Raw genomic sequence first — 22,443 nt, forward strand, 5'->3', positions numbered from 1 at the left:
CACTCTGGGAGAGACAATGGGGCTAATCCGCTCTGAACGCATCGGTCACCTGGGAAACAACGCACCGATGGTTGCCGGCATGGGAGGGGCCGAGTCGAATGCGGCTATCGCTCTGGCCAGGTTGGGAAACGAGGTTTCCTGGGTGGGCAAAGTCGGTGATGATGACTTCGGTCGGCTCATCACTCGGGAACTCCGGGCAGAAAATGTGCAGACCTTCGGCCTCCTCGGTCGTGGTGCGACAGGTCTGATGGTCAAGACCACCCCACTCAACGGACTGCAGGATGTCGTCTATTCCAGATCGTTGAGTGCTGGCTCGGAGCTCAGCAACTCCGACATTTCCGACGATGTCATTGCCGCGGCAGATGTCTTGCACCTCACCGGGATCACCTTGGCACTGTCCGACTCAGCTCGACAGGCCGCTTTTCATGCAGTGGAGGTTGCTCGCGCTGCCGGTGTGAAGGTCAGCTTCGACGTGAACTATCGGGCCAAGATGTGGTCCGTTGATGATGCTCATCGTGCCTGCAGTGAGCTGGCGGCACAGGCCGATATCGTCTTCGCAGGATTTGATGAAGTTCGACTGTTGTTGGGCGACGATGTGACCATCGGCCCTGATGAAGTCGCCTTGGCACTGTCGCGCATCGTTGACTTGGGCGCACAGACCCCGGTGGTCAAAGAAGGAACCCTTGGTTCCTGGAGTCTGTCCGGCGGCACAGTGGTGCACGTGCCGGCCGTCGTCGTTCCGAGTGTGGACACGGTGGGTGCCGGAGACGGGTTTGCTGCAGGATGTCTCGACGCATTGTCTCGCGGTGCCGGAATAGACGAGGCGCTTGAGCTGGGCGCACGAGTCGGCGCATTCGCCTGTCTGACACCCGGCGATTGGGAAGGCTACCCGACACCCGAACAGTTGAAACTGCTTGACGGGGGCGGCGACACCGTCACTCGCTGACAGACCCCGACGACGTGAGATGCAGATGGTGCCCAGCGAATTTCGCTGGGCACCATCTGCATCTCGAGAACTGTGCGGAGAACAGTCACTATGGTCCGGGCGCCTCAACGGCCCGGATCACAGTCTCAGAAGAACATTGCCGGGACGACGAGACCGCCGACCAGGACGATGGGACCGATGATGACCATCGACATGCCGAACTTCACGAGGATGCGCGTGAGTCGCGCCTTGTGATCCTGTGGAGCCGTGGCCACGACCGTGGCACCCAGCGTCGAGAACGGTGAGACGTCGACGACGGCCGAGCACACGCCCAACGCTGCGATGAGCGCCCAGCCGGGGACTCCGCCGGCGGCGATGAGGGGCAGTGCCAGCGGCACGAGAGCGGCGAGGATGCCGGTCGTCGACGCGAACGCTGAGACCAGCCCGCCCACGATGCACAGGACGAAGGCGGCGATGAGCGGTGAACCGATCGCCTCGGCGCCCTCACCGAGCAGGTCCACAGCACCCATGTTCTGCAGCACACCGACGAAGGTGATGATGCCGCCGACGAGGAGAACGGTCGACCAGTCGATCTTGGGCAGCGCGGCCTTGCCGGTCTTGGGATCGGCGAGTGAGAGGATCGCACCGAAGAAGAAGCACAGCAGGCCGATGTCGGGTTCCTTGCCGAACGCGGCCAGGACGACGACCGAGCCGATGAGTCCGACCATGAGGACGACGGTGAGGATCTGCACGAAGGAGAAGGGACCCGAATCCGAACTCGCCGAGGTGCTGGATGAGTCGAAGAGGGCTTCGTCCTCCTCGTCCTCACCGAAGGCCACCTTCGTCGCCGAGGCGGATCCGCGGGAGATCGTCGAACCGGAGTGCGCTGAGCCGGCTGCGGCCATGGCGGACTTACGCCCGAAGAGCGTGCGACCGAACATGAAGTAGGCGACGGCGAGCATCACGAGGTAGACGACGACGGCGATGCCGAAGAGCAGGAACGGCGACAGATCGATTCCCGCATCATGGGCGGTGCTGTAGGTGACGATGCCGTAGAGGCTGGTCGGAGCGAATCCGCCGGCGCCGATGGCGAAGCAGATCGCCAGGCCCATCAGCGCATAGTCGACCCCGTACTTGCGGGCCACCTGCATACCCACCGGCATCATCACGAGACCGGCCAGGGGTGCACCCATGGAAGCAATGCCGGCTGTGATGACGAAGAAGACGATCGGGAGGAGGACGGCAGAGGACCCGACCTTCTCCAGCGCCCAGTCGATGATCTTGTCGACGGTCCCGTTCTCCTGCGCAATGGCGAAGAAGTAGGTGACCCCGGCCAGCAGGATCATGATGGAGAGCGGGAACTCGGCGATGATGTCCTCGACGGCCATGTCTGTCAGGAACAGGCCGGTTCCGGCGGCACCGACGAGCATGAGCACGCCGATCTGCACACCGCGGATCGCGCCGATTGCGAACAGGGCGATGAAGATCAACAACGCAATGATTTGAAGGAGCATGATTTCCCCATTTAGGCTGAAATTTCGCTGAACGAAACTGAATGACTCGCTGAGCGACACTACCAGTTCGGCAAGGACAGTAGCGGTAACTGCAGCCCGAATGGTCGGTAATTCCCAAATATCGGTACCTGATGGTGCCGAGCTGAGGTCAGCCCATGACGTTTCCGCTTGTTCCAGCTGGAGACCGCAGGCGCGAGAAGGTTCCCAGGTTCAGCGTCCCACCTGTGTACCCGAGCGCAACCTGGACGGGATCGCGGTCGTGGTCGTGACCGTGCTCGACGGCGTCGACGAGTTCTGCCATGAGCTCGCCGACCAGCGGAGCATTCTTGAATTGGTTGCCGCTGGTGCCGACCGCCTGATAGAAGCCATCCGCCTCGGAACGGTCGTAGATGGGAGTCCAGTCGGTGGAGGCATCGTAGACACCGACGACCCCGCGGGCCCGGTTCGGGATTGTGATGTCGTTGAAGCGTTTGGCCGCCCGCAGCGCCTGCGTCTCGAACTGCTCGGCACGAACGCTCATCGATACGATGTCAGGGTCCTCGACCCATTCCAGCTCATCGCACCCGGGTTCAGTGCCTCCGATGAGCAGCTGACCGCCTACCTCGGCGCGCATATAGGTGCCGATGCCGGCATCGAGGAGCGCAGGAATAGGAGTGCCGTCGCTGCGGGCGACGGTCGATTCCGCCGGCAGAGTATGGACTTCTTGGCGCAGGGGAGTCAGCGAGACTCCGTGGTCGGATCCGACACCGGCGAGCTCGTTGAACCGCGAAGACCAGGGTCCGGCCGCATTGACCACGACGTCGGCGTCGAGAACCCGATCCTCGGAGAGGTTGAGCGTCCACGCCGCTCTTGGCTGTCCGGTGGCGCCTTCTTCGGGGCGGACGTCGGAGGCACTGTGATTCCCCTCGGAGGCTCGGTAGTCCTCGTCGGAGACACTGTGGCGCACGCCGATGACTTCGGCGTTGTAGAGGAACTGGGCACCGTGTCGCTTCGCGGCGCGAGCGAAGTTCTCCGTGGCCAGTACGGGATCGGAGATGTACCCGCCGTCTGGTGTGTACAGTGCCGTTGCGGGCTCGTCGCTGTCGTTGAGGAACGCCGGATCATCGGGGCGCATTGGTGGATAGTGGTTCGAGGTATCGACGCCGGGCAGCTCCCGGGCGAGGTCGGCCGCGTCCCAGTCGGCGTAGGGGATCGAGAGATCCGCGAAGTCTGTGCGGATGGTGCCCGGGAGCAGTCCGGGTATGTCGATGACGGCCATGCCGGTGCGGATGAAGTCCGCGACCGGCTCTGATTCCGGTGCCTGAACATGGCCGCGCAGGTTCTCCCAGAGGTGCTTCGACTCCCAGGCCATGGCAATGGAGTCCCGCAGAGAATAGGTGAAGCGAACGATCGCGCTGGTGGCCCCGGTCGAGCCCTGCGCCGGGCCGGATTTCTTGTCGACGACGGTGACCACGTATCCGCGTTTGGCCAAGGAGAACGCGATCGACGCTCCCATCACGCCGCCGCCGACGACTATCGCGTTCGCACTCATTGCAGCACCCTTCGACTGAATCATGGTTCGACTTCGCAATCATCGTAACGAGAGCGGGTTGTCTGCAGAGGGAGCTTCCAGCATGTGTGCACCGAGGCCGGCGTTTAAGCTCAGGTCAGCAGCAGGGCACCGCCGAGCCCGATCACGGCGACGATGAGAGTCGTCGTCGCGGCCAGGCCGATCGGACCGGCGCCGAGGTTGCGCAGGGAACGCCATTGGACCCCGCGGCCGAGGGCGAACATCGCCATGGCCAGACACACGGTCTGGATCCAGCCCAGACCGGAGACCGCGAAGTCCGGCAGGAGGCCGAAGGTGCGCAGCCCCGCCATAAGGAGGAAGCCGAGGACGAACAGCGGCACGATGGGCGGACGCTTCGTCGCAGGTGGAGGGGACTGTGCAGCCGACTGCACCTGAGCCGACGAGGACCCGGCGGCCGGCGAAGACTGAGCGGCCGCCTCGGCGGGGGGCTGCGATGATGCCTCATTCCGCGACATCGCGGCCGAGGAAGCCATCGCCGCCCGCTCACGGCTCTCATTGCGGCGCATCACCATGCTGAGCACAGCGACGGTCGGGGCGAGCATGATGACACGGGAGAGCTTGACGAGGACGGCAACCTGCAGGGCCGCGGGCCCGATGATGCCGCCGATCGCGACGACCTGCGCGACCTCGTGCGTGGACGCACCGCCCCACATGCCGGCGGTGTCCTGGGCCAGCCCGAAGGCAACGCTCAGAGAAGGGATCACGGCGATCATCAGCGTGCCGAAGAGGACCACGAGACCGATCGCCGCGGCCACGTCCTCCTTCTTCGCCTTCAGTGTCGACTCGACCCCGGCGACTGCGGCGGCTCCGCAGATGCCGAACCCACAGCCGATGAGCAGCGCGAGATTCGAATCGACGCGGAACGGACGCGCCAGCAGCAGACCGGAGACGATGCCGACTGCGACGACGACCGCAGCGAGGACGAGGACCAGCCAGCCGAGGTCGAGGATATCGCCGAGCACGACCTGCGCGCCGAGGGCCACAATGCCCAGACGCAGGAGGGGTTTGGCCGCGAAGTCGAGACCGGGACGGAAGATCTGCGGCAGTTCGGGGAGCACATTTCCGACGATGATTCCCAGAATGATGGCGATGAGCAGCGGGGAGAGGATGGGAGCCACCGTCGAGACGGGCCACGCGATGGCTGTGGCTGCTGCGGCGACTCCCAAGCCTGGGAGGAGGCGGACGATGCGGTTCATGAGTTCAGTCTGTCAAGCGGTCTGGGTTTTCGGTAGACGGCATTGTTCGACCGACCCATATGGCGCTGATATGGCAGAATTGGGGCATGCGAGACCTCAGCAGAATGCAGGACTGGCCCGAGCTTCCGGCTCTGGGGCTGCTGGTGACGCTGAGCGCGAGCGCCCAGTCCATCGGTCAGGCCGCCGAGGCGATGGGCCTTGCCCAGCCGAATGCCTCACGCAGTCTGCGCAACCTCGAACGGGACCTGAAGGTGCCGTTGCTGAAGCGCTCGCCGCAGGGCACCCAGCTCACCGCCGAAGGCCACGCCGTTGCCCAGTGGGCCTCGAAGGTCATCGACGCCTATGCCGATCTCAACGCCGGCACTCGAGCCATCCAGGACGCGCGGGCCGGCACCGTGCGCGTGTCCGCTTCACTGACTGTGGCCGAATACCTGCTGCCCCGGTACTTGACGACGTTCACCTCGACGCACCCCGACATCGATGTGGGCCTGGCGGTCGAGAATTCCTCCGCAGTCATCGCCGCCGTGCGTGAGCAGCGCTGCGACCTCGGCCTCATCGAGTCCGTATCCCTGCCCCAAGATTTCCCCGCCGAGGTGGTCGGCCATGACCGGCTCATGATCGCCGCCGCACCCGGCTTCGCTGATGCCTGGAGTGCCCCGATCACCGCCGAGGCGCTGGCCGAGGTTCCGCTGCTGGTCAGAGAGGTCGGTTCTGGAACGAGAGAGGTCCTCGACGCCGCGTTGGCGCCCTTCGGTGGGGCACATGTGGCGGGGGAGTACGGGTCGAACTCGGCACTGAAGATCGCAGCGGCCACCGGCATCGCACCGGTCGTGCTCTCTGAGCTGGCCCTGCGCGATGACTTCCGGGCCCAACGCTTAGTGCCGCTGCCGGTGCAGGCCGGAGTCGCCCTCGAACGCGAGCTGCACGCGGTGTGGTCACCCAGGCGACGACTCTCAGCCGGAGCCAGAGCACTGCTCGAGCACATGGTGCGCGTGCACGACTGAGACGTCACTGCCACGACTGAGACATCGGTGCGCAGCGGTCGGCTCTCGGCATATATTGGGACGATGACCTCACGAGAATCGACTCACGCACCAGAAACCGTCCTCGTCGAAGCCGGTCGTCCGCAGCGCTCGAACGGTTCGTCGGTGAACCCACCGATCGAACTGTCCTCGACCTTCGTCGGCAGCGGAGAGATCGACCATTCCGAGCATGTCTACGGACGATTCTCGACACCGGCCTGGACCCCGTTCGAAGAGGCACTGGCCGTACTCGAACATGCCGAACTTCCCGGACTGGTCTTCGGCTCGGGGCTGGCGGCGATCGCCGCTGCACTCAGCCTGGTCCCACGCGGTGGCACTCTGATCATGCCCCAGCACTGCTACCAGGGGTCACTGGAGTCCGCGGGCGAGGTCGCCGAGCGCAGCGGATTCGATTTCGTCACCGTCGACATCGCCGACACCGGCGCCGTCGTCAGTGCACTCGACGACGTTGCTGCCGCCTCGGCGGTGCTGTGGATCGAATCGCCGACCAACCCGATGCTCGAAGTTGCTGACACACCCGCACTCATCTCCGCTGCGCGCGATCGCGGCATCCTGACCGTTGTCGACAACACCTTCGCGACTCCGCTCCTGCAGACGCCGCTTGATCTGGGCGCGGACGTCGTCGTCCACTCCGTCACCAAATACCTCGCCGGACACTCGGATGTCGTCCTCGGCGCGGCGCTGACAAGCAACGAAGATCTTCACAAGCGGCTTCATAGTGAACGCTCACTGCGCGGAGCCATCGCCGGACCCTTCGAGGTCTGGTTGGCGCTGCGGGGCCTGCGGACGCTGTCTGTGCGCATGGAACGAGCCCAGGCCAATGCCGCACTGATCGCCGAACGGCTGAGTTCGCATCCCAACGTCGTCGAGACCCGGTACCCGGGTCTGCCCGGCGACCCCGGGCACGAGCGTGCGGCATCGCAGATGTCGGGATTCGGTGCGGTGGTCGCCTTCTGCACGAAGACCGCGCAGCAGGCCACCGCCGTCGCCGAGGCGGTCCGGGTGTGGACGCCGGCCACCTCCCTGGGCGGTGTGGAGTCCCTCATCGAACGCCGTCGGCGCAATGCCTCGGAACCGGAGTCGGTCCCCGACGGGCTGCTGCGTCTGAGCGTGGGCATCGAACACGCCGACGACTTGTGGAACGACCTCGACGCGGCCATCCGGGCCGCCCACGGCGCCTGATGGCAGAGCCGTTCGTGCTTGACCGTCCGGGGCTTCAGGACCTGGACGAGGTGTTCGAGATCTACAGCGACCCCCGCGTGTGGGCGCATTTTCCCAGCGGCCGGATGATCAAGCGGGAGGAAGCCGAGGCGTACCTGCTGACCCGCATCGCTGATTGGGAGATCGACGGGCTCGGATCATGGATCGTCCGTGAGTCGGAGGACGGACCGGTGTTGGGGATGTGCGGCTGCGGCGTCAGGCGCATGCCCTTAGCCGATGAGTGGAACCCGGATCGGATCGAAGCCTATTGGAACCTGGGCTACCGCTTCCGCCCCGAGGTCCAAGGCCGCGGCTATGCCAGTGAGATCTCTCGCATGGCCGTAGCTCGGGCCCAGGAGCTCAAACCCGAACTGCCAGTCATCGCCTACCTGCTCGAGCACAATGCGGCCTCACGGAAAGTGGCTGTGAAGGTCGGTCTGAGCCTGCAGCATCGAGCTCCCGACGCCGGCAATCCCGATCCGCAGGCGATGCGCCTGGTCTACGCCGACCGGCCCCTGACCAGGACCCAGCTGGCGGCTGCGCTGATCTGAGGGGCCGTGGCTCGAGGGGGCCAGGTCGCCTCTGGATCGGCACCTGAGACGTGTGACCCAGATCAACTTATCGTGCGTTAAAGTTGGGGTGAAAGATCAGTCATCCAGCGCCAACTAAGAGGAGTCGCTTTGACCTCGAGTGTTCTCACCGACCTGCGAGATGGGGTCGTGACTGTCACGATCAATCGCCCCGAAAGCCTCAACGCGCTGACCAGGGAGACCCTTGAAGGAGTCGGGGATTCCGTCGCCGAGGCGGCAACCACGGCTCGTGCGCTCATCATCACCGGCAATGACCGGTCGTTCAGTTCAGGTGCCGACCTGCAGGGGTCCGTGCAAGGGGGAGGGCTCGGCCTTGATCGGGCCAACGCCATCATCCGATCGATCATCGATCTGCCGATTCCGACCATCGCCGCGGTCTCCGGCCCGGCCGCCGGCATCGGCTGCTCCCTGGCCCTGGCCTGCGACTACACCGTGATGAGCGAAGAGTCCTATCTGATGCTGGCCTTCACCAAGATCGGGCTCATGCCCGACGGCGGGGCAACGGCACTCGTGGCAGCCTCGGCGGGCCGGCATCGAGCCATGAGGATGGCCCTGACGGCACAGAAGGTGTGGGCGAAGGAAGCAGCGGATTGGGGCCTGGCCAGTCTGGTCACTCCGGCGGGCGAGCACCTGAGCCGGGCGCAGGAGATTGCTGCGCAGTGGGCTCAGGGCGCACCTCTGGCCTTCGCGGCCTCGAAAGAAGCCATCAACGCGGCGACATTGACCGAACTGGACGATGCATTCGATCGGGAGCTCACAGGGCAGACGGACCTGCGGGCGAGTAAGGACTTCGCCGAAGGAGTCGCCGCATTCATTGAGAAGCGCGGACCGAACTTCATCGGCGAATAGCCGACGGGCCCGGAACTCGACGACCATGCGTTTCTCGACGCCCACACGTTTCTAATTGGTAACGTTGCAGCGAAAGCTGTGAGCGGTATCACTTGCCGGGATAGTCTGACGATGAAAATAGTCCGGATATCTGCACGGCACCTCCACCCCAGCACGACCACCAGATGACCAAAGGAGTCTCATGCTTACAGGCATTCCATCCACTCTCGGAGACAGCTACCAGCTCAACACCACCAGTCTGATCCGCCATGCGGCGACGGTGTTCGGCGAGTCAGAGGTCGTCTACCGCCGGTCCGACGGCTCCTGGGGCCGTTCGAACTATGCCGATGAGTACAAGCGGATGGCTCAGCTGGCCCACGGTCTGGATCAGCTCGGTGTCGGCGCAGGCTCGATGGTCGGCGTCATCGACTGGAACTCCCGTCGCCACCTCGAACTCTACTTCTCGGTGCCCGGCGTCGCCGCCACCATGCTCCAGCTCAATCTGCGCCTGGCTCCCGAGGACCTCGCCTACGTGGTCAGCCACTCGAAGTCCGACTGGATCTTCGTCGACGAGTCCCTCCTCCACGTCGCCGAGGCGCTCGCCCCGAAGCTCGACGTCAAGGGCTGGGTCATCATGACCGACAAGCCCGCCTCCGAGATCGAGACGACGCTTGAGAATGTCGTCTTCTATGAAGACCTCATCGCCGACAAACCCGAGACCTACGACTGGCCCGTCGTCGACGAGAAGACCGCAGCCTATGCCGGTTACACAACCGGAACGACCGGCCGCCCCAAGGGCGTCTACTACTCCCACCGGTCCATCTACCTGCACACCATGGGCGGTCTGGCCGCGCTGGACGCGACCTTCGACGACTGCATCATGCCGATCACCCCGATGTTCCACGTCTTGTCCTGGGGTTTCCCGCAGAACGCTGTCGCCGCCGGTGCCAAGCTCGTTCTGCCCGGCAAGTTCGCCGCAGAGGAGTTCGGTGCCATCGGCCAGGCATTCATCGCGGAGAAGGTGACGCTGGCCAACGGGGCTCCCGCGATCTTCACTCCGATGCTCGAGATGATGAAGAATATGCCCGAGACTCCGGACCTGAGCGGAGTTCGTCTCGTCTCAGGATCCTCCGAACCGCCGTTGTCGATGATGCGCGGATTCAAGGAGATCACCGGCGCCGATGTGATCCACGGCTACGGTGCTACCGAGACCACCCCGCTGGCGACGACGAACTGGGCGCTCAAGTCCGGTATGGACCTGAGTGAGGAGGAGCGCTGGGACCTCAAGCGCTCTCAGGGGCTTCCGATCGTCGGCGTCGAGGTCAAGATCGTCGATCCCGCGGGCGCTGAGATGCCTCGCGACGGCAAGTCCGTGGGCGAGATCGTCATGCGCGGTCCGTGGATCACGGAGTCCTACTACCAGCTGCCCGACAACGCAGACCGCTTCCTCGACGGCTGGTGGCGCTCAGGTGACGTCGGCGTCATCGACGCGCACGGGTACCTGAAGATCACCGACCGGCTCAAGGACGTCATCAAGTCCGGCGGCGAGTGGATCTCCTCGATCGACATGGAGAATGCGATCCTCGACAATCCCAACGTCAAGGAAGCCGCCGTCATCGGAGTCCCTGATGCGAAGTGGGACGAGCGCCCTGTGGCCTACGTCGTGGCCAACGACGGCAGCGAGGTGACCCGTGAGTCCATCATCGAGACGCTGGGCGAGCGCTTCGCCAAGTGGCAGATGCCCGATGAGGTCAACGTGGTCACGGAGATGCCGCGCACCTCGGTGGGCAAGCTCGACAAGAAGCTGCTGCGCAAGAACTGGGAAGAGAAGTAAGCGTCATAGAGAAGTAGGCATCAAAGAACAGGAGGAGTGCTGGGGCCCAGCCGAACCCCAGCGCTCCTCTTTCTGTTGTCGCCTGCGGGCAGCTGCTCAGGCCGCGGCCTGCTCAGGCTGCAGGCAACATGATCCGGGAGAAGAATTCGACGAGATCGGCATGGGCGTTGAGCGGCAGCACCGTGGCAACGTACTGGTCCGGGCGGACGATGACCAGGGCGCCCGCACTGCGGTCGATGCCGCGGGCGTCGAAGATGTCTGGACCCGATCTGAGGTCCGGGCAGAACATCTTCTCGTAGTCGATGAGACCGAAGCGTCCCTTGCGCGGCAGCAGGAGCTGCGGCATCGACTCGACAGACAGGTCACGGTGACCCTGTTGGAAGATCGCACGGACGTCGAAGACCGCATCGGGGTCTGCCCCAGCAGGCGTGTGGCGGCGAACCGGGGAGTCAGGTGCCCTGGCGAGGAAGTCGCACAGCTGGTGAATCGCCGAGCTCGTCGAAGCTGGATCTGCGCTGTCGGCGAAGACGTAGAGGCGCCAGCGACCATCGGCCTGCGCCTGATGTCCGAGTTCGAGAGGCTTGGCGTCGGCGAGGCGGATGGTGGGAGCCGAGTGGAAGCGCTCGCCGATCGGGAAGCCGGTCGCGAGATGCTCGTGGGTACCCTCGCCGGTGATCATGTTAGGCGGATAGTCGGTGGCGAAGCCAGCGGTGAACCGTCCGCCCGCGGTGAAGATCTCCTGCCGTTCGGCAGCGCTCATGCCGCCCGCATCCGGATCATTGGGATCGGCAGGCTTCGCGGCCATGGCCTCTGACCAGGTGAGGTCGAAGTCGATGAGCTCCTGGGCGATGGCCTGACGTTCCTGGGCGTAGGTATCGAGGAGCGTGCTCGGACTGCGGCCCTGCAGCACCGCGGCGAGCTTCCACCCCAGATTGAACCCATCCTGCATTGATACGTTCATGCCCTGACCGGCCTTCGCCGAATGGGTGTGGCAGGCATCGCCGGCGATGAACACGTGCGGTGAACGGGTGCCGCGCTCCGTCTCGGGGACGTCATCGAAGCGGTCGGCGATGCGCTGGCCCACCTCGTAGACCGACCACCAGGCGATGTCGTTGACCTCGAGCGTATAGGGGTGGAAGATCCGCTGCGCGGCTTCGATGATCATGTCCGAGGTGAAGCGACTGCGCGCACCGGAGTCGTTGGGATCGAGATCGCCGAGGTCGACGTAGAGGCGGACCATGTACCCGCCCTCGCGCGGAATGAGCAGAACGCTGCCGCCGGACGCTGACTGGATCGCCGACTTCAGCCGGATATCGGGGAAGTCCGTGACTACGAAGACATCCATGACGCCCCACGCGTGGTTGCGGGCATCCCCATTCATCTCAATGCCCATCGATCGGCGCACGGCTGAGTGAGCGCCGTCGCAGCCGATGACGTACTTCGCGCGGATCGTGCGCGAGGCCATTGGCCGGCCGTCGGCGGACTCGGCCTCGGAATCATTCGGGGCCAGGGTGACGGTGGCAGGGTGCTCGGACTCGGCAGAGTCATCAACACTGACATCGGTGACTTTGAGGCCGTAGTCGGGGACGAGCCGTGAGGGGGAGTCGGCCATGCGTTCCAAGAGGTAGTCCTGCATGCGGGCCTGGTTGACGATGACGTGCGGGTATTCGGACAGTCCCTCTTCGACGTCGTCCATGCGCCCGGTGCGAGCGATCTGGGTTGGGTCCGCCTCGGCTGGACCCCAGAAGGTCGTCTCGTTGACCCAATAGGCTTCGCGTACCAGGCGCTCGGCCAGGCCGAAGGCGCCGAACATCTCGACCGTCCGGCAGGCGACTCCGTCGGCATGACCCAGCTCGAGTGGTCCCTCGCGCCGTTCGATGACGCGGGTGGTGATATCGGGGAACTCGGCCAGCTGTGCGGCGAGAACGGTTCCCGCTGGCCCCGAGCCGACGACGAGGACGTCGACCTCCTCGGGGAGCCCCGGCGTCTGCGCCTGGGTGCTCGCAGAAGGCTTTTCGGGGTCGCCTGGCTGGAATCCATTGAGGTAGAACTGCATGCCGCTCCTATCGTTTGCAGAATCGTCATCGATCAGTGACGTGTCTGATTCCACTGTGGTCGTGGTCACCACCAGGGGGCAAAAAAATTCTGCTATGTGGAAAAGATGCGGCGGCGGGGCACTACGATGAGCGGATGGAACGTCGTGTGGTGGCCCAGGAACCGGCTCATCTGCTCGGATCGGTCGACAATGCGCTCCGTCTGCTGCAGAGGCTGCGAGACACCGGGGCCGTCTCGATCACCGATGCCGCAGCCGATCTGCAGGTCAGCCCCTCGACCGCGCATCGCCTGCTGAGCATGCTCGTCTACCGCGGCTTCGCCATCCAAGACGAGTCGCGCATCTATCACCCGGGACCGGGAATCGTGGCCAATGTCGAGGCCCAGTCGGCCCATCGCAGTCTGCTGCAGATCCTGCACCCACATCTCGAATCACTGTCGGAGACGACCAGAGAGACCTGCAATCTCCTCGTCCGCGTCGGCACCACAACGCGCTTCTTGGCAAGTGTTGAGGGCCCCGATCGGATTCGGATCGGCAGCAGGGCCGGAGAGATCCTGCCTGCACGCCTGACCTCGGGCGGGCAGGTGCTGCTGGCCGACCTCTCGTCACAGGTCCTCGCCGGTCTCTATACCTCGAATGCGGCCCGTACCTCGGGCGAATTCCTCGACGCCGAGGCGTTCAATCGCTTTCGACGCCAGCTCGACCACATTCGAAAGACCGGATCGGCGCTCAACCGTGAACGAACCGAACGCGGAGTCTCTGCTCTGGGAATGCCCGTGCGGGGACCCGAGGGGCCGATGGTGGCCGCGATCAGTGTGTCGGTTCCGAGTCCGCGGGATAAGGCCCTCGGCTCGGAGCGAATTCGATCGGCGCTCAGTTCAGCCTGCCAAGCAGGAGCCGCCGACCTTATTGGTGGCTGACTCAGCTTCAGGGTGGTGGCCTCAGGGGTGGTGGAGCAGGTATGTGCCGCCCTTGAGGCAGGTGTCGAGGACCCAGCCGTCGGCGACGAGCGCGGTCAGCGAATCGCGCAGGGCGCTGCGCCACCGTGAGGCGAGCTCAGCGTCCTGGCCGCGCAGCGTCTCGATGTCGGAGGGAATGTCAAGGGAGACCAGACCGGCTTCCTTGGGCACCTCGGCGACCACGGGCTCGCCGCTGTCGTCACTGCGCAGACATGCGAAGGCACCGTCCGCCTCGGCGAGGGTCGCGCGGGCGGGCTTGTCCAGCGGCCAGGACACGACCATGCGGTCACTGGCCTGACCGACGTTGACGCCGTCGCGCATCTGTCCGTAGAAATCTTCGAGGTATTCGACCATCCCGACGCCCAGGCGCTGGAAGTTGAAGTAGGCGTTGCGTGCCACCAGCGGATCGAAGGTCCAGGTCATCTCCGTGATGCCGAGGTTGAGGCACCACAGACGCTGGTGCAGCTTCATCGCAGAACCTGCTCCGCGGCCGATGACCTGGTGCCGCACGCCGGCGATGTGTGAGTGCATGACCGTTCCCAGCGGCTGGCCGAAGAAGCCGATCGTGACTCCGATCATCTCGTCGGGCTCATCGAGGCTGTACGCGGCAGAGACATAGTTGCCCGCATGGGCGAAGGCGACGATGAGCCCGGGCTCAAGCACATTGGTGCCCGTCTCGTCGACGCTCCACACCTCGTCGAGCAGCAGGGCGGCCTCGGCGGCTTCGGCGGCAGTATGGATCTCGCGCACCTCGATCCGTGCGGACTCGGCTGCGGCAGCGTATTCGTCCTCGGCCAGGGCGATGATCTCCGAGTCCACTGTTGTCAATCCTTCGCGCGGTGTCATGGTGTTATTGTGCCACTGAAATTCCCATCTGAACGGGCCCGGACATGCTTCTGAGCGGCATTCGCACAGGTATAGCCTTGAGGATATGAGCTACTGTGTTGCTGTCATCGGGGCCGGGACGATCGGCCGCTCCTTCGCCTGGCTGTTCGCTCGCTCTGGGTATTCGGTGCAGGTATTCGACCCCAGAGACGACCTCGCCGAGGTGGTCACCAGTCTGCAGGCCGACGTCAGTGCCGACGCTGCCGCCCACGGCATGCTCGCCTCCGAACTCGGGTCCATCGGGCTCGCCGAATCCGTCGAAGCCGCCGTGGCCGACGCCTCCTTCGTGCAGGAATCCGGACCGGAGGATCCGCAGGCCAAGCCGACGCTGTTCGCTCAGATCGCTGCCGGTGCTCCGAAGGACGCGATCATCGCGACCTCGTCCTCGACCATTCCCGCGTCACTGATCGCCCGACATCTGCCGGCCGATGTCGCGGCACGCGTCATCGTCGGCCATCCGTTCAATCCTCCCCACCTCATGCCCCTGGTGGAGGTGGTTCCGGCCCCGGCGACCAGCTCCGAGACTGTCGAGCGAGCCCTCGAGTTCTACCGCAGCTGCGGACGTGAACCAGTGGCGCTGAATCGCGAAGTGCGCGGCTTCGTCGGAAATCGTCTCCAGAACGCACTGATGAAGGAAGCGATCTCGCTGGTGGAGAACGGAGTCATCTCAGCCCCCGACCTCGACGCGGTGATGAAGAATTCTTTGGGCCTGCGATGGTCCGCGGTGGGGCAGTTCGAGGCGATGCACCTCGGCGGGGGAGAGAAGGGCATCCGCGGGTTCATGGACCACATCGGGACCTCGTTCGCTGAGATCGGGCAGCTTCCGCTCGACCTCAGCGATGAGGGGATGACCGAGGTCTATGACCAGGTGGAGCAGGCCTACGGCAATACCCCGAGCCCGGCCGGCGCCGAGGCGCGTGATCGTGCTCAGCGTGCGGTGCTCGAATCGCGTGGTCACGGTGGTGCGCACTCGGAGGGGGCGACGCCTGCGCACGGCTGACGCGGGTCCCAAGCGCAGTGACCCGTGAGGCGAGTGTCTGGTGCCATGCGGCCCAGGCCCGAGCGGTATGCGGTTCGCTCAGACTGCGGCTTGGTAGAAGTAGGTGGTGCGTTCGGCGATGAGGCCCTCGGTATCGAAGAGGAAGAAGTCGGCGAAGCCCACGGACGTTTCGGTCCCGTCCTTCAGTCGGCCGGTGAAGACCCCGCGGCTGGAGGCCCGGTCGCCGTCGACGAGGATCTCCGCCAGGGAGTGTGACCCGGATTCGATGACGCGCTCGCCATGGTAGAAATCGGTGATCTGAGTTCCGATCATGGTCGGATATCCGGGCCGATCGTAGTGACCTTCGGCCGCGAAGAGTGCCGAGGTGGCACCCGCGTCTCCGGCATCGACGGTGGAGTAATAGCGCTTCACGAGTTCAGTCACACTGTCCATGGCAACACAGTAACAGCGATCACATTCGAGGCCGTGTTCAAGGGGTGGGATGGGGAATTGCCGCCGAGGTGATTGGGCCATAGCGTGGGAGATGAATCCATTCGTCGATCGGTGCCGGAGACTCGGTTCCGCGCCGTTGGATCGAGGTCAACAACCCCCGCAGAAATGAGGCTCGACATGTCCACCATGTATCGCGTGACCAACCCGGCAACCGGCGAAGTGGCCGAAGAATTCGCCACAGCGACCGACTCAGAGATCCTGGCCGCACTCGATCGATCCGCGACCACCTTCACCGAATGGAGTCAGACTTCCGTGGCCGACCGCGCCGCGATCCTCGTCCGCGTCTCCGAAATCTACGCGGAGCGGGCCGAAGAGCTGGCGAAGGTCATCCAATTGGAGATGGGCAAGGCAGTCCCCGAAGGCAAGGGCGAGGTCGGACTGAGCTCCGCCATCTACCGCTACTTCGCCGATAACGCCGAAGCATTCATGGCCGATGAGCCCCTGCGCGGACCCGATGACGGAACCGCGATGATCCGCCGCAAGCCGGTCGGATCCCTGCTGGGCATCATGCCCTGGAACTTCCCCTACTACCAGGTCGCACGCTTCGCAGCGCCCAACCTGGCCCTGGGCAACACGATCCTGCTCAAGCACGCCCCGCAGTGCCCGCGTTCGGCTCAGATCATGGAAGAGATCTTCATCGAAGCCGGACTGCCCGAAGGTGCCTACATCAACATCTATGCGAGCAACGAGCAGGTCGCAGACATCATCCTGCCCGACCCACGCAACCACGGAGTGTCCCTGACCGGTTCCGAGCGCGCAGGTTCGGCTGTGGCCGCCGAAGCCGGCAAGAACCTCAAGAAGGTCGTCCTCGAGCTCGGCGGATCCGACCCCTATATCCTCCTCGACACCGCCGATGTGGAGAAGAGCGCGAGCACCTTCTTCAAGACGCGCATGGGTAACACCGGGCAGGCCTGCAATTCTCCCAAGCGCATGATCGTCATGGATGACGTCTACGACGAGTTCCTGTCATCGATCACCGAGGCGGCCAAGAAGTTCACCCCCGAAACCCCCGGTGCTGAAGGTTCCCGGCTGTCCCCGCTGTCATCGACTGCGGCTGCCGATCGCTTCATCGAGCAGGTTCAGGACACGGTCAAGGACGGCGCCACTCTGCTCGCCGGCGGCAAGCGCTACGACGGTGGCGGCGCCTTCGTCGAACCTGTCGTCCTCGCCGATGTGGAGAAGGGTATGCGCGGCTACTACGAAGAGCTCTTCGGTCCCGCCGTCATCGTCTACCGAGTCAGCAGCGAGGAAGAGGCCGTCGAGATGGCCAATGACACCCCGTTCGGACTCGGCGCCGCTGTGTTCTCCAACGACCTGGAGCGGGCAGAGCGCGTCGGTTCCCAGATCGACTCCGGAATGATCTTCCTCAACACACCAGAAGGCACGCGCGAGTACCTGCCCTTCGGCGGGGTCAAGCGCTCCGGTGTCGGACGTGAGCTGGGACCGTTGGCCATGGATGAGTTCGTCAACAAGCAGATGGTGTTCAAGAAGAGCTGAGGCTGAACTCCTGACGCACCACGTCGTCTGAGCCGCCTGCCACTCTCAGAGCGCTGATCGCATAGGCGATCAGCGCTCTGATTGTAAGCTGAGGACACACACAGTCTTTTCTCAGCAGGAGGATCTCATGTCGGCACCGAAGCCGTCGCCCCAGGTCAACGCCGCGGCCTCACAAGGGTTCATGCGTCCGATCAACCGCTTCCTCGAACAGTGGATTCCGTCAGCACTGACGTTCGCCATCGTACTCACCCTCATCGTCGCCGTCCTGGCATTCATCCTCACCGGGGCCAGCCCGGTCGATGTTGTCACCGGTTGGGGTGAGGGACTGGCAGGACTCCTCGAGTTCATGACCCAGATGTGCCTCATCCTGCTGCTGGGCCACATTCTCGCGAACACCGGACCGGTGCAGAAGCTGCTGACATGGCTGGCTCGAGTTCCCGGCAGCCCGGCCTTCGCCTATGTCTTCGTCTTCCTCGTGGCCGCGATTGCCAGCCTCATCACGTGGGGCCTCGGCCTTGTCGTCGGTGCCCTGCTGGCGCGTGAGATCGCCGTGCAGGCGCGCAGCCGCGGATACAAGGTCCACTTCCCGCTGCTCGTCGCCGCCGGGTACTCGGGCTTCGTGGTCTGGCACATGGGCTACTCCGGTTCGGGCCCGCTGACCGCAGCAACACCCGATTCCTTCCTGGCGAAGTCGCTGGGCGGTGAAGTCATCCCCGTCAGCGAGACCATCTTCTCTACTTGGAATCTGCTCGCCATCCTCGGCGTCATCGTCGTCTGTGGGGCTCTCTTCTACCTCATCGCGCCGAAGAAGGACGCAGCCGTCTACGAGTTGCCTGAGTCGATCACCTCCGAATCGAGATCCACTTTCGACGAGGAGGTCGTGACTCCGGCCGACCGCATCGACGCCTCGCGGATCCTCACTCTCATCGTCGGCCTGGCACTCGTGATCTACCTGATCATCCACTTCGCCCAGGGCGGGGGACTGACGCTCGACATCGTCAACTGGTCCTTCCTCGCGCTCATCTTCCTGCTCGTGAAGAACCCCTTCGAACTCATCCACCTGACGAAGGAAGCCGCCTCGAACGTCGGCGAGATCCTGCTCCAGTTCCCCCTCTACGCGGGAATCCTGGGCATCATGTCCGGCACCGGCCTCATCGCCGTATTCTCCGACGCTCTCGTCTCGATCGCGAACCCGACGACCTTCGGCGTCCTCGCGCTGCTCTCGGCAGGTCTGGTCAACTTCTTCGTACCCTCGGGCGGTGGACAGTTCGCAGTCCAGGGGCCGATCATGCTCGACGCCGCCAACCAGTTGGGAGTCGATCCGTCGATCGCGATCATGGCGGTCTCCTACGGTGACCAGTGGACGAACATGCTGCAGCCCTTCTGGGCTCTGCCGGTGCTGGCGATCGCGGGACTGAAGATGCGTGACATCCTCGGGTACACCTCGGTGACCTTCATCGGATCCGGGGTCGTCATGGCCCTGGCTCTGTTGCTCGTCTCCCTGTGAGCCGAGGCCGGATCGACAGAGTGTGAGCGAAGAGACGGACCGGCGCTGTGATCGCCACAAGGTGCTGTGACGGCCACAAGGTGCCTGGTGAGGTCACAGTTTGACCTCTATCCGGTTACCGACGGTTACGATATGGTAGCCTGCATGGTTGGTCTTCACCGGGAGCCCGGTGTGCAGAAACAGGGAAATCGATGTGGACGCGAAGTCGTCCGCTGAAGGAGTGAGCCGATGACAGCCACAGTGGACAAACCTGCCAAGTCGCCGAAGGGCGGTGTGAAGAAGGTTCTGCCGCCGGTGAACAAGCCGGTCTTCATCGCAGCAGCCCTCGGCACTCTGGCCATCACACTCTGGGCCTTCTTCGCTCCGGCCAACGCCGAGGCTGTCCTCGGTGCAGTCGTCGGCTGGACGTCGGACTGGTTCGGTTGGTTCTACGTCCTTCTCGTGGCCGTCGTCCTCGTCTTCGTCATCTACCTCGCCGCGTCCAAGTACGGAAACACGAAGCTCGGCCCCGAACATTCGAAACCCGAATACGGGCTGTTGGCCTGGGCCTCGATGCTCTTCGCCGCAGGCATCAGCACCGACCTCATGTTCTTCGCCGTGGCTGAACCAGTCACCCAATATCTGGCACCGCCGAGCACGGAACCCGAAACAGTCGAGGCCGCCCGTGAGGCCACCGTCTGGACCCTGTTCCACTACGGCATCAGCGGTTGGGGGCTCTACGCCCTCATGGGCATTGCCCTGGCCTACTTCGCCTACCGGATGAATATGCCGTTGGCGATCCGCTCCGCACTCGCCCCGCTCTTCGGCAAACGCGTCAACGGCGGACTGGGCGACACCGTTGACTTCGCAGCACTGCTGGGCACCGTCTTCGGTGTGGCCACCTCCTTGGGTATCGGCGTGGTCATGGTCAACGTCGGTCTCAACACGGTCTTCGGCCTTCCCATCGGTGTGGGCTCACAGATCGGCATCGTCGTCGTCGGCGTCGCTGTTGCGACGCTCTCGGCCGTCTCCGGCGTCGACAAGGGCATCAAGTTCCTCTCGATCCTCAATGTCTTCCTGGCAGTGGCACTCAGCCTCTGGGTCCTGGTCGCCGGCAACACCAAATTCCTGCTCAACGCCTTCGTCCTCAACGTCTTCGACTTCGTGCGGATGTTCCCGAACATGGCGGGACAGACCTTCGCCTTCGAAGACACCGGAACGTGGATGACCGACTGGACTCTGTTCTTCTGGGCTTGGTGGATCGCCTTCGCCTCATTCGTCGGTCTCTTCCTTGCCCGCATCTCGCGCGGACGCACGATTCGTCAGTTCGTCCTCGGCACCCTGACGATCCCGTTCATCTACATCTTCATGTGGATCTCGATCTACGGAAACTCCGCCCTCGACCTCATCCGCAATGGGGACAAGGAGTTCGGTGAGAAGACGATGCTCAACCCCGAGGGCGGGTTCTATGAGCTGCTCTCGAACTACCCGGGATTCGTCGTCATCGCAGCACTCGCGACGATCACCGCGCTGCTGTTCTACGTCACCACGGCCGACTCCGCTTCACTCGTCATGGCCAACCTCTCGTCGCGCCTGCCGACCCCGCAGGACGACGGTCGGCCGGGGCTGCGCATCTTCTGGGCTCTGGCTACCGGTGCGCTGACGATTGCCATGCTCATCGTCGGCGGTGTCGGGGCATTGCAGAACGCAACCGTCGTGATGGGTCTGCCGTTCGCCTTCGTCGTCATCCTCGTGATGGTCGGTCTGTACAAGGCGCTGCGGGTCGAGGCACACCGAGTCGACAGCGTCTCTCAGAGTCTGCCTGGTTCCTTGGCAAGACGCTCGCGCACAGTCGACGGTCATGAGCCTTGGCAGCGTCAGCTCGGTCGAGTCCTGTCCTTCCCCAGCGGAAGCAAGGCACGCGACTTCGAACGTGAGGTCCTGCTGCCCACCTTCGAAGAGGTCGTGGCAGAGATGGTCGAGCGCGGTGTCGACGCCCACTGCGGTCGTGTCGACACAGAAGGCACGTTCGTCGAAGACGGTGAGCTCATCCAACTCGAGGTCGACGGAGAGGGACAGTACCCGTTCCGCTACCAGATTTGGCCGCACAAGGTCAGTGTTCCTTCGTTCGGCGGACACATCCCGCGCGGAACCGAGGACTACTTCCGGATGGAGGTCTACCTCGACGGTGGGACCGGTCAGGGATACGACGTCATGGGCTACTCGAAGGAACAGCTCATCGACGACATCCTCGACAAGTACGGTCGTCACGTGGAGTTCCTGCAAATGCAGGAGAACATCGCTCACCCCGACGACTGACATCGTCTGCACCCTGTCCCCGGTCCAGCCATCTGCCCTCGAGGTTGATGTCCGTGCCGGGGACAGCTGTGTGTCTCGGGGCAGTTGTCTGTGATCTGGCAGCCACTGTCTGTGACCCAGCAACCACGGTCAGTGCCGGCGCAGGCCCTCCACACATGTCCGCAGGGTCCGAGCGACCGAGAGCGCAGTGAGACCGCTGGTTGCCGGGTTCTCCGGGCTCGGCGTCGACGAGATCGAGAATGTGAAGTCACCTGCCGATCCGCTTGCGGTGATCTCGTGGTGCGAGTCCACCTGACTGGGATCAGCCCTGATCTCCACCTGCGTCCGGTGCAGAGCCTCCTCCATCAGCTCGTCATTCTCGGCTGCGTCGGATCCGAGCCCACGCGTCGCCCAGGCAAGCGCGACGGTGATGTTGACGTTGGCCGGGAACCTTACGATCGCCTCGGCGGGGGAGCCGGTGAAGATGGTCTGCGCCCCATCTGCCGGAGTCAGCTCATTGAGCCGGCGAACCTCCTCGGCGTCCATCCACGGTTGGATGAGACCGGCCGGGGCCTTGGCCGTCCTGATCGACGCGTCGTCGAGAGCCTGTGCCTGAGCAGCGGCCTCGAGGACATCGAGCCCGCCGATCGCCCCATTCGTCACATGCAGCTCGCCCGGGCCGGCCAGAAGCGCCTGCCTGGTCGATCGATGCGCGAGGGCACCGACGCTGGTGAGCACGATCGGAGTGCCAGCGGCCACCACGGCCGGACCATAGGCCTTGGCAGCTGGAACCCCCGCACATTCGACCACGGCATCGGCCGTGAGCTCGGCCCAGCGCGGACCCTCAGGATGCTCGACCTCAATGAGATCGGCTCCCAGGCCCCGATGCTCGGAGTGCTTGTCGAGGTCTCGGACCAGCGCTGTCAGCCTCAGCCGCCCACTCGAAATCTCCGGATGCAGCAGCCGTGCGACATGTCGCCCGATCGCCCCGAAACCAATCATCGCCACCGTTGCCGTTTCCCGCTCTGGACTCATGAGATCAGGGTACACATCGCCACTGACGCGCAATGTCA

At 64.2% G+C, this 22,443-nt stretch carries 18 protein-coding genes; 11 read left to right on the forward strand and 7 right to left on the reverse strand.

Annotated elements, in window-relative coordinates:
* The first annotated feature begins 16 nt into the window (after positions 1-16).
* Positions 17-946, forward strand: a complete 930-nt coding sequence (locus tag HU144_RS07135; protein ID WP_235350738.1) for a sugar kinase — start codon at positions 17-19, stop codon at positions 944-946.
* Positions 947-1,071: 125 nt separating this feature from the next.
* On the opposite strand, the gene HU144_RS07140 is transcribed toward HU144_RS07135, so the two are convergent.
* From HU144_RS07140 to HU144_RS07150, 3 genes are all read right to left on the reverse strand, one after another.
* Complete coding sequence (locus HU144_RS07140) at positions 1,072-2,439, reverse strand: SLC13 family permease (protein ID WP_235350739.1); 1,368 nt, start codon at positions 2,437-2,439, stop codon at positions 1,072-1,074.
* Positions 2,440-2,587: 148 nt separating this feature from the next.
* The gene (locus tag HU144_RS07145; RefSeq protein ID WP_235350740.1) at positions 2,588-3,970 is read right to left on the reverse strand and encodes an NAD(P)/FAD-dependent oxidoreductase; all 1,383 of its coding nucleotides are present in this window, start codon (positions 3,968-3,970) and stop codon (positions 2,588-2,590) included.
* A 110-nt stretch (positions 3,971-4,080) separates the two neighbouring features.
* Entirely contained in the window at positions 4,081-5,205 is a 1,125-nt protein-coding gene (locus HU144_RS07150; RefSeq protein ID WP_235350741.1) for a YeiH family protein, read from the reverse strand.
* Between the two features lie 86 nt (positions 5,206-5,291).
* Between HU144_RS07150 and HU144_RS07155 the strand changes: the two genes are divergently transcribed.
* The 5 genes from HU144_RS07155 (at position 5,292) to HU144_RS07175 (ending at position 10,700) form a co-directional block, all read left to right on the forward strand.
* Complete coding sequence (locus HU144_RS07155; RefSeq protein ID WP_235350742.1) at positions 5,292-6,209, forward strand: LysR substrate-binding domain-containing protein; 918 nt, start codon at positions 5,292-5,294, stop codon at positions 6,207-6,209.
* 63 nt (positions 6,210-6,272) lie between these two features.
* The gene (locus HU144_RS07160) at positions 6,273-7,430 is read left to right on the forward strand and encodes a trans-sulfuration enzyme family protein (protein ID WP_235350743.1); all 1,158 of its coding nucleotides are present in this window, start codon (positions 6,273-6,275) and stop codon (positions 7,428-7,430) included.
* Positions 7,430-7,999, forward strand: coding sequence for a GNAT family N-acetyltransferase (locus HU144_RS07165; RefSeq protein WP_235350744.1), 570 nt, complete (start codon positions 7,430-7,432; stop codon positions 7,997-7,999). Before HU144_RS07160 ends, HU144_RS07165 begins: the two co-directional genes overlap by 1 nt.
* A 129-nt stretch (positions 8,000-8,128) precedes the next feature.
* Positions 8,129-8,887 (forward strand): enoyl-CoA hydratase, encoded by a 759-nt coding sequence (locus HU144_RS07170; RefSeq protein WP_235350745.1) that lies wholly within the window; start codon positions 8,129-8,131, stop codon positions 8,885-8,887.
* A 181-nt stretch (positions 8,888-9,068) separates the two neighbouring features.
* The gene (locus HU144_RS07175) at positions 9,069-10,700 is read left to right on the forward strand and encodes a long-chain-fatty-acid--CoA ligase (protein WP_235350746.1); all 1,632 of its coding nucleotides are present in this window, start codon (positions 9,069-9,071) and stop codon (positions 10,698-10,700) included.
* 112 nt (positions 10,701-10,812) lie between these two features.
* Here the strand turns inward: HU144_RS07175 and HU144_RS07180 are convergent, their stop codons facing one another.
* A complete protein-coding gene (locus HU144_RS07180; protein ID WP_235350747.1) occupies positions 10,813-12,756 on the reverse strand; it encodes an FAD-binding monooxygenase in 1,944 nt (647 codons plus the stop codon).
* A gap of 134 nt (positions 12,757-12,890) precedes the next feature.
* Between HU144_RS07180 and HU144_RS07185 the strand changes: the two genes are divergently transcribed.
* Entirely contained in the window at positions 12,891-13,673 is a 783-nt protein-coding gene (locus tag HU144_RS07185; protein ID WP_235350748.1) for an IclR family transcriptional regulator, read from the forward strand.
* Between the two features lie 21 nt (positions 13,674-13,694).
* Here HU144_RS07185 and HU144_RS07190 read toward each other — a convergent pair whose 3' ends face one another.
* Positions 13,695-14,558 carry a hypothetical protein gene (locus HU144_RS07190; protein WP_235350749.1) on the reverse strand — a complete coding sequence of 288 codons (864 nt, stop codon included), beginning with the start codon at positions 14,556-14,558 and terminating at the stop codon, positions 13,695-13,697.
* An 85-nt stretch (positions 14,559-14,643) separates the two neighbouring features.
* Here HU144_RS07190 and HU144_RS07195 point away from each other — a divergent pair, with 85 nt between their 5' ends.
* Positions 14,644-15,597, forward strand: coding sequence for a 3-hydroxyacyl-CoA dehydrogenase NAD-binding domain-containing protein (locus HU144_RS07195; RefSeq protein WP_235350750.1), 954 nt, complete (start codon positions 14,644-14,646; stop codon positions 15,595-15,597).
* Between the two features lie 78 nt (positions 15,598-15,675).
* On the opposite strand, the gene HU144_RS07200 is transcribed toward HU144_RS07195, so the two are convergent.
* A complete protein-coding gene (locus tag HU144_RS07200; protein WP_235350751.1) occupies positions 15,676-16,029 on the reverse strand; it encodes a nuclear transport factor 2 family protein in 354 nt (117 codons plus the stop codon).
* Positions 16,030-16,206: 177 nt separating this feature from the next.
* On the opposite strand from HU144_RS07200, the gene HU144_RS07205 reads away from it, so the two are divergent.
* The 3 genes from HU144_RS07205 (at position 16,207) to betT (ending at position 21,391) form a co-directional block, all read left to right on the forward strand.
* Positions 16,207-17,586, forward strand: a complete 1,380-nt coding sequence (locus HU144_RS07205; RefSeq protein ID WP_235350752.1) for an NAD-dependent succinate-semialdehyde dehydrogenase — start codon at positions 16,207-16,209, stop codon at positions 17,584-17,586.
* Between the two features lie 127 nt (positions 17,587-17,713).
* Entirely contained in the window at positions 17,714-19,093 is a 1,380-nt protein-coding gene (locus HU144_RS07210; RefSeq protein ID WP_235350753.1) for a short-chain fatty acid transporter, read from the forward strand.
* Positions 19,094-19,321: 228 nt separating this feature from the next.
* Positions 19,322-21,391, forward strand: a complete 2,070-nt coding sequence (betT, locus tag HU144_RS07215; RefSeq protein WP_235350754.1) for a choline BCCT transporter BetT — start codon at positions 19,322-19,324, stop codon at positions 21,389-21,391.
* Positions 21,392-21,520: 129 nt separating this feature from the next.
* On the opposite strand, the gene HU144_RS07220 is transcribed toward betT, so the two are convergent.
* Positions 21,521-22,405, reverse strand: coding sequence for an aspartate dehydrogenase domain-containing protein (locus HU144_RS07220; protein ID WP_235350755.1), 885 nt, complete (start codon positions 22,403-22,405; stop codon positions 21,521-21,523).
* Positions 22,406-22,443: the final 38 nt, after the last annotated feature.

The organism is Brevibacterium sp. UCMA 11752 (assembly GCF_021532235.1).
In the GTDB taxonomy this organism is placed as follows: Bacteria; Actinomycetota; Actinomycetes; order Actinomycetales; family Brevibacteriaceae; genus Brevibacterium; species Brevibacterium antiquum.

Bases quoted from the DNA above. Each gene is read 5' to 3' on its own strand.
- HU144_RS07135 (WP_235350738.1), top strand. From the start codon at position 17: ATGGGGCTAATCCGCTCTGAACGCATCGGTCACCTGGGAAACAACGCA.
- HU144_RS07140 (WP_235350739.1), bottom strand. From the start codon at position 2,439: ATGCTCCTTCAAATCATTGCGTTGTTGATCTTCATCGCCCTGTTCGCA.
- HU144_RS07145 (WP_235350740.1), bottom strand. From the start codon at position 3,970: ATGAGTGCGAACGCGATAGTCGTCGGCGGCGGCGTGATGGGAGCGTCG.
- HU144_RS07150 (WP_235350741.1), bottom strand. From the start codon at position 5,205: ATGAACCGCATCGTCCGCCTCCTCCCAGGCTTGGGAGTCGCCGCAGCA.
- HU144_RS07155 (WP_235350742.1), top strand. From the start codon at position 5,292: ATGCGAGACCTCAGCAGAATGCAGGACTGGCCCGAGCTTCCGGCTCTG.
- HU144_RS07160 (WP_235350743.1), top strand. From the start codon at position 6,273: ATGACCTCACGAGAATCGACTCACGCACCAGAAACCGTCCTCGTCGAA.
- HU144_RS07165 (WP_235350744.1), top strand. From the start codon at position 7,430: ATGGCAGAGCCGTTCGTGCTTGACCGTCCGGGGCTTCAGGACCTGGAC.
- HU144_RS07175 (WP_235350746.1), top strand. From the start codon at position 9,069: ATGCTTACAGGCATTCCATCCACTCTCGGAGACAGCTACCAGCTCAAC.
- HU144_RS07180 (WP_235350747.1), bottom strand. From the start codon at position 12,756: ATGCAGTTCTACCTCAATGGATTCCAGCCAGGCGACCCCGAAAAGCCT.
- HU144_RS07185 (WP_235350748.1), top strand. From the start codon at position 12,891: ATGGAACGTCGTGTGGTGGCCCAGGAACCGGCTCATCTGCTCGGATCG.
- HU144_RS07190 (WP_235350749.1), bottom strand. From the start codon at position 14,558: ATGACACCGCGCGAAGGATTGACAACAGTGGACTCGGAGATCATCGCC.
- HU144_RS07195 (WP_235350750.1), top strand. From the start codon at position 14,644: ATGAGCTACTGTGTTGCTGTCATCGGGGCCGGGACGATCGGCCGCTCC.
- HU144_RS07200 (WP_235350751.1), bottom strand. From the start codon at position 16,029: ATGGACAGTGTGACTGAACTCGTGAAGCGCTATTACTCCACCGTCGAT.
- HU144_RS07205 (WP_235350752.1), top strand. From the start codon at position 16,207: ATGTCCACCATGTATCGCGTGACCAACCCGGCAACCGGCGAAGTGGCC.
- HU144_RS07210 (WP_235350753.1), top strand. From the start codon at position 17,714: ATGTCGGCACCGAAGCCGTCGCCCCAGGTCAACGCCGCGGCCTCACAA.
- betT (WP_235350754.1), top strand. From the start codon at position 19,322: ATGACAGCCACAGTGGACAAACCTGCCAAGTCGCCGAAGGGCGGTGTG.
- HU144_RS07220 (WP_235350755.1), bottom strand. From the start codon at position 22,405: ATGAGTCCAGAGCGGGAAACGGCAACGGTGGCGATGATTGGTTTCGGG.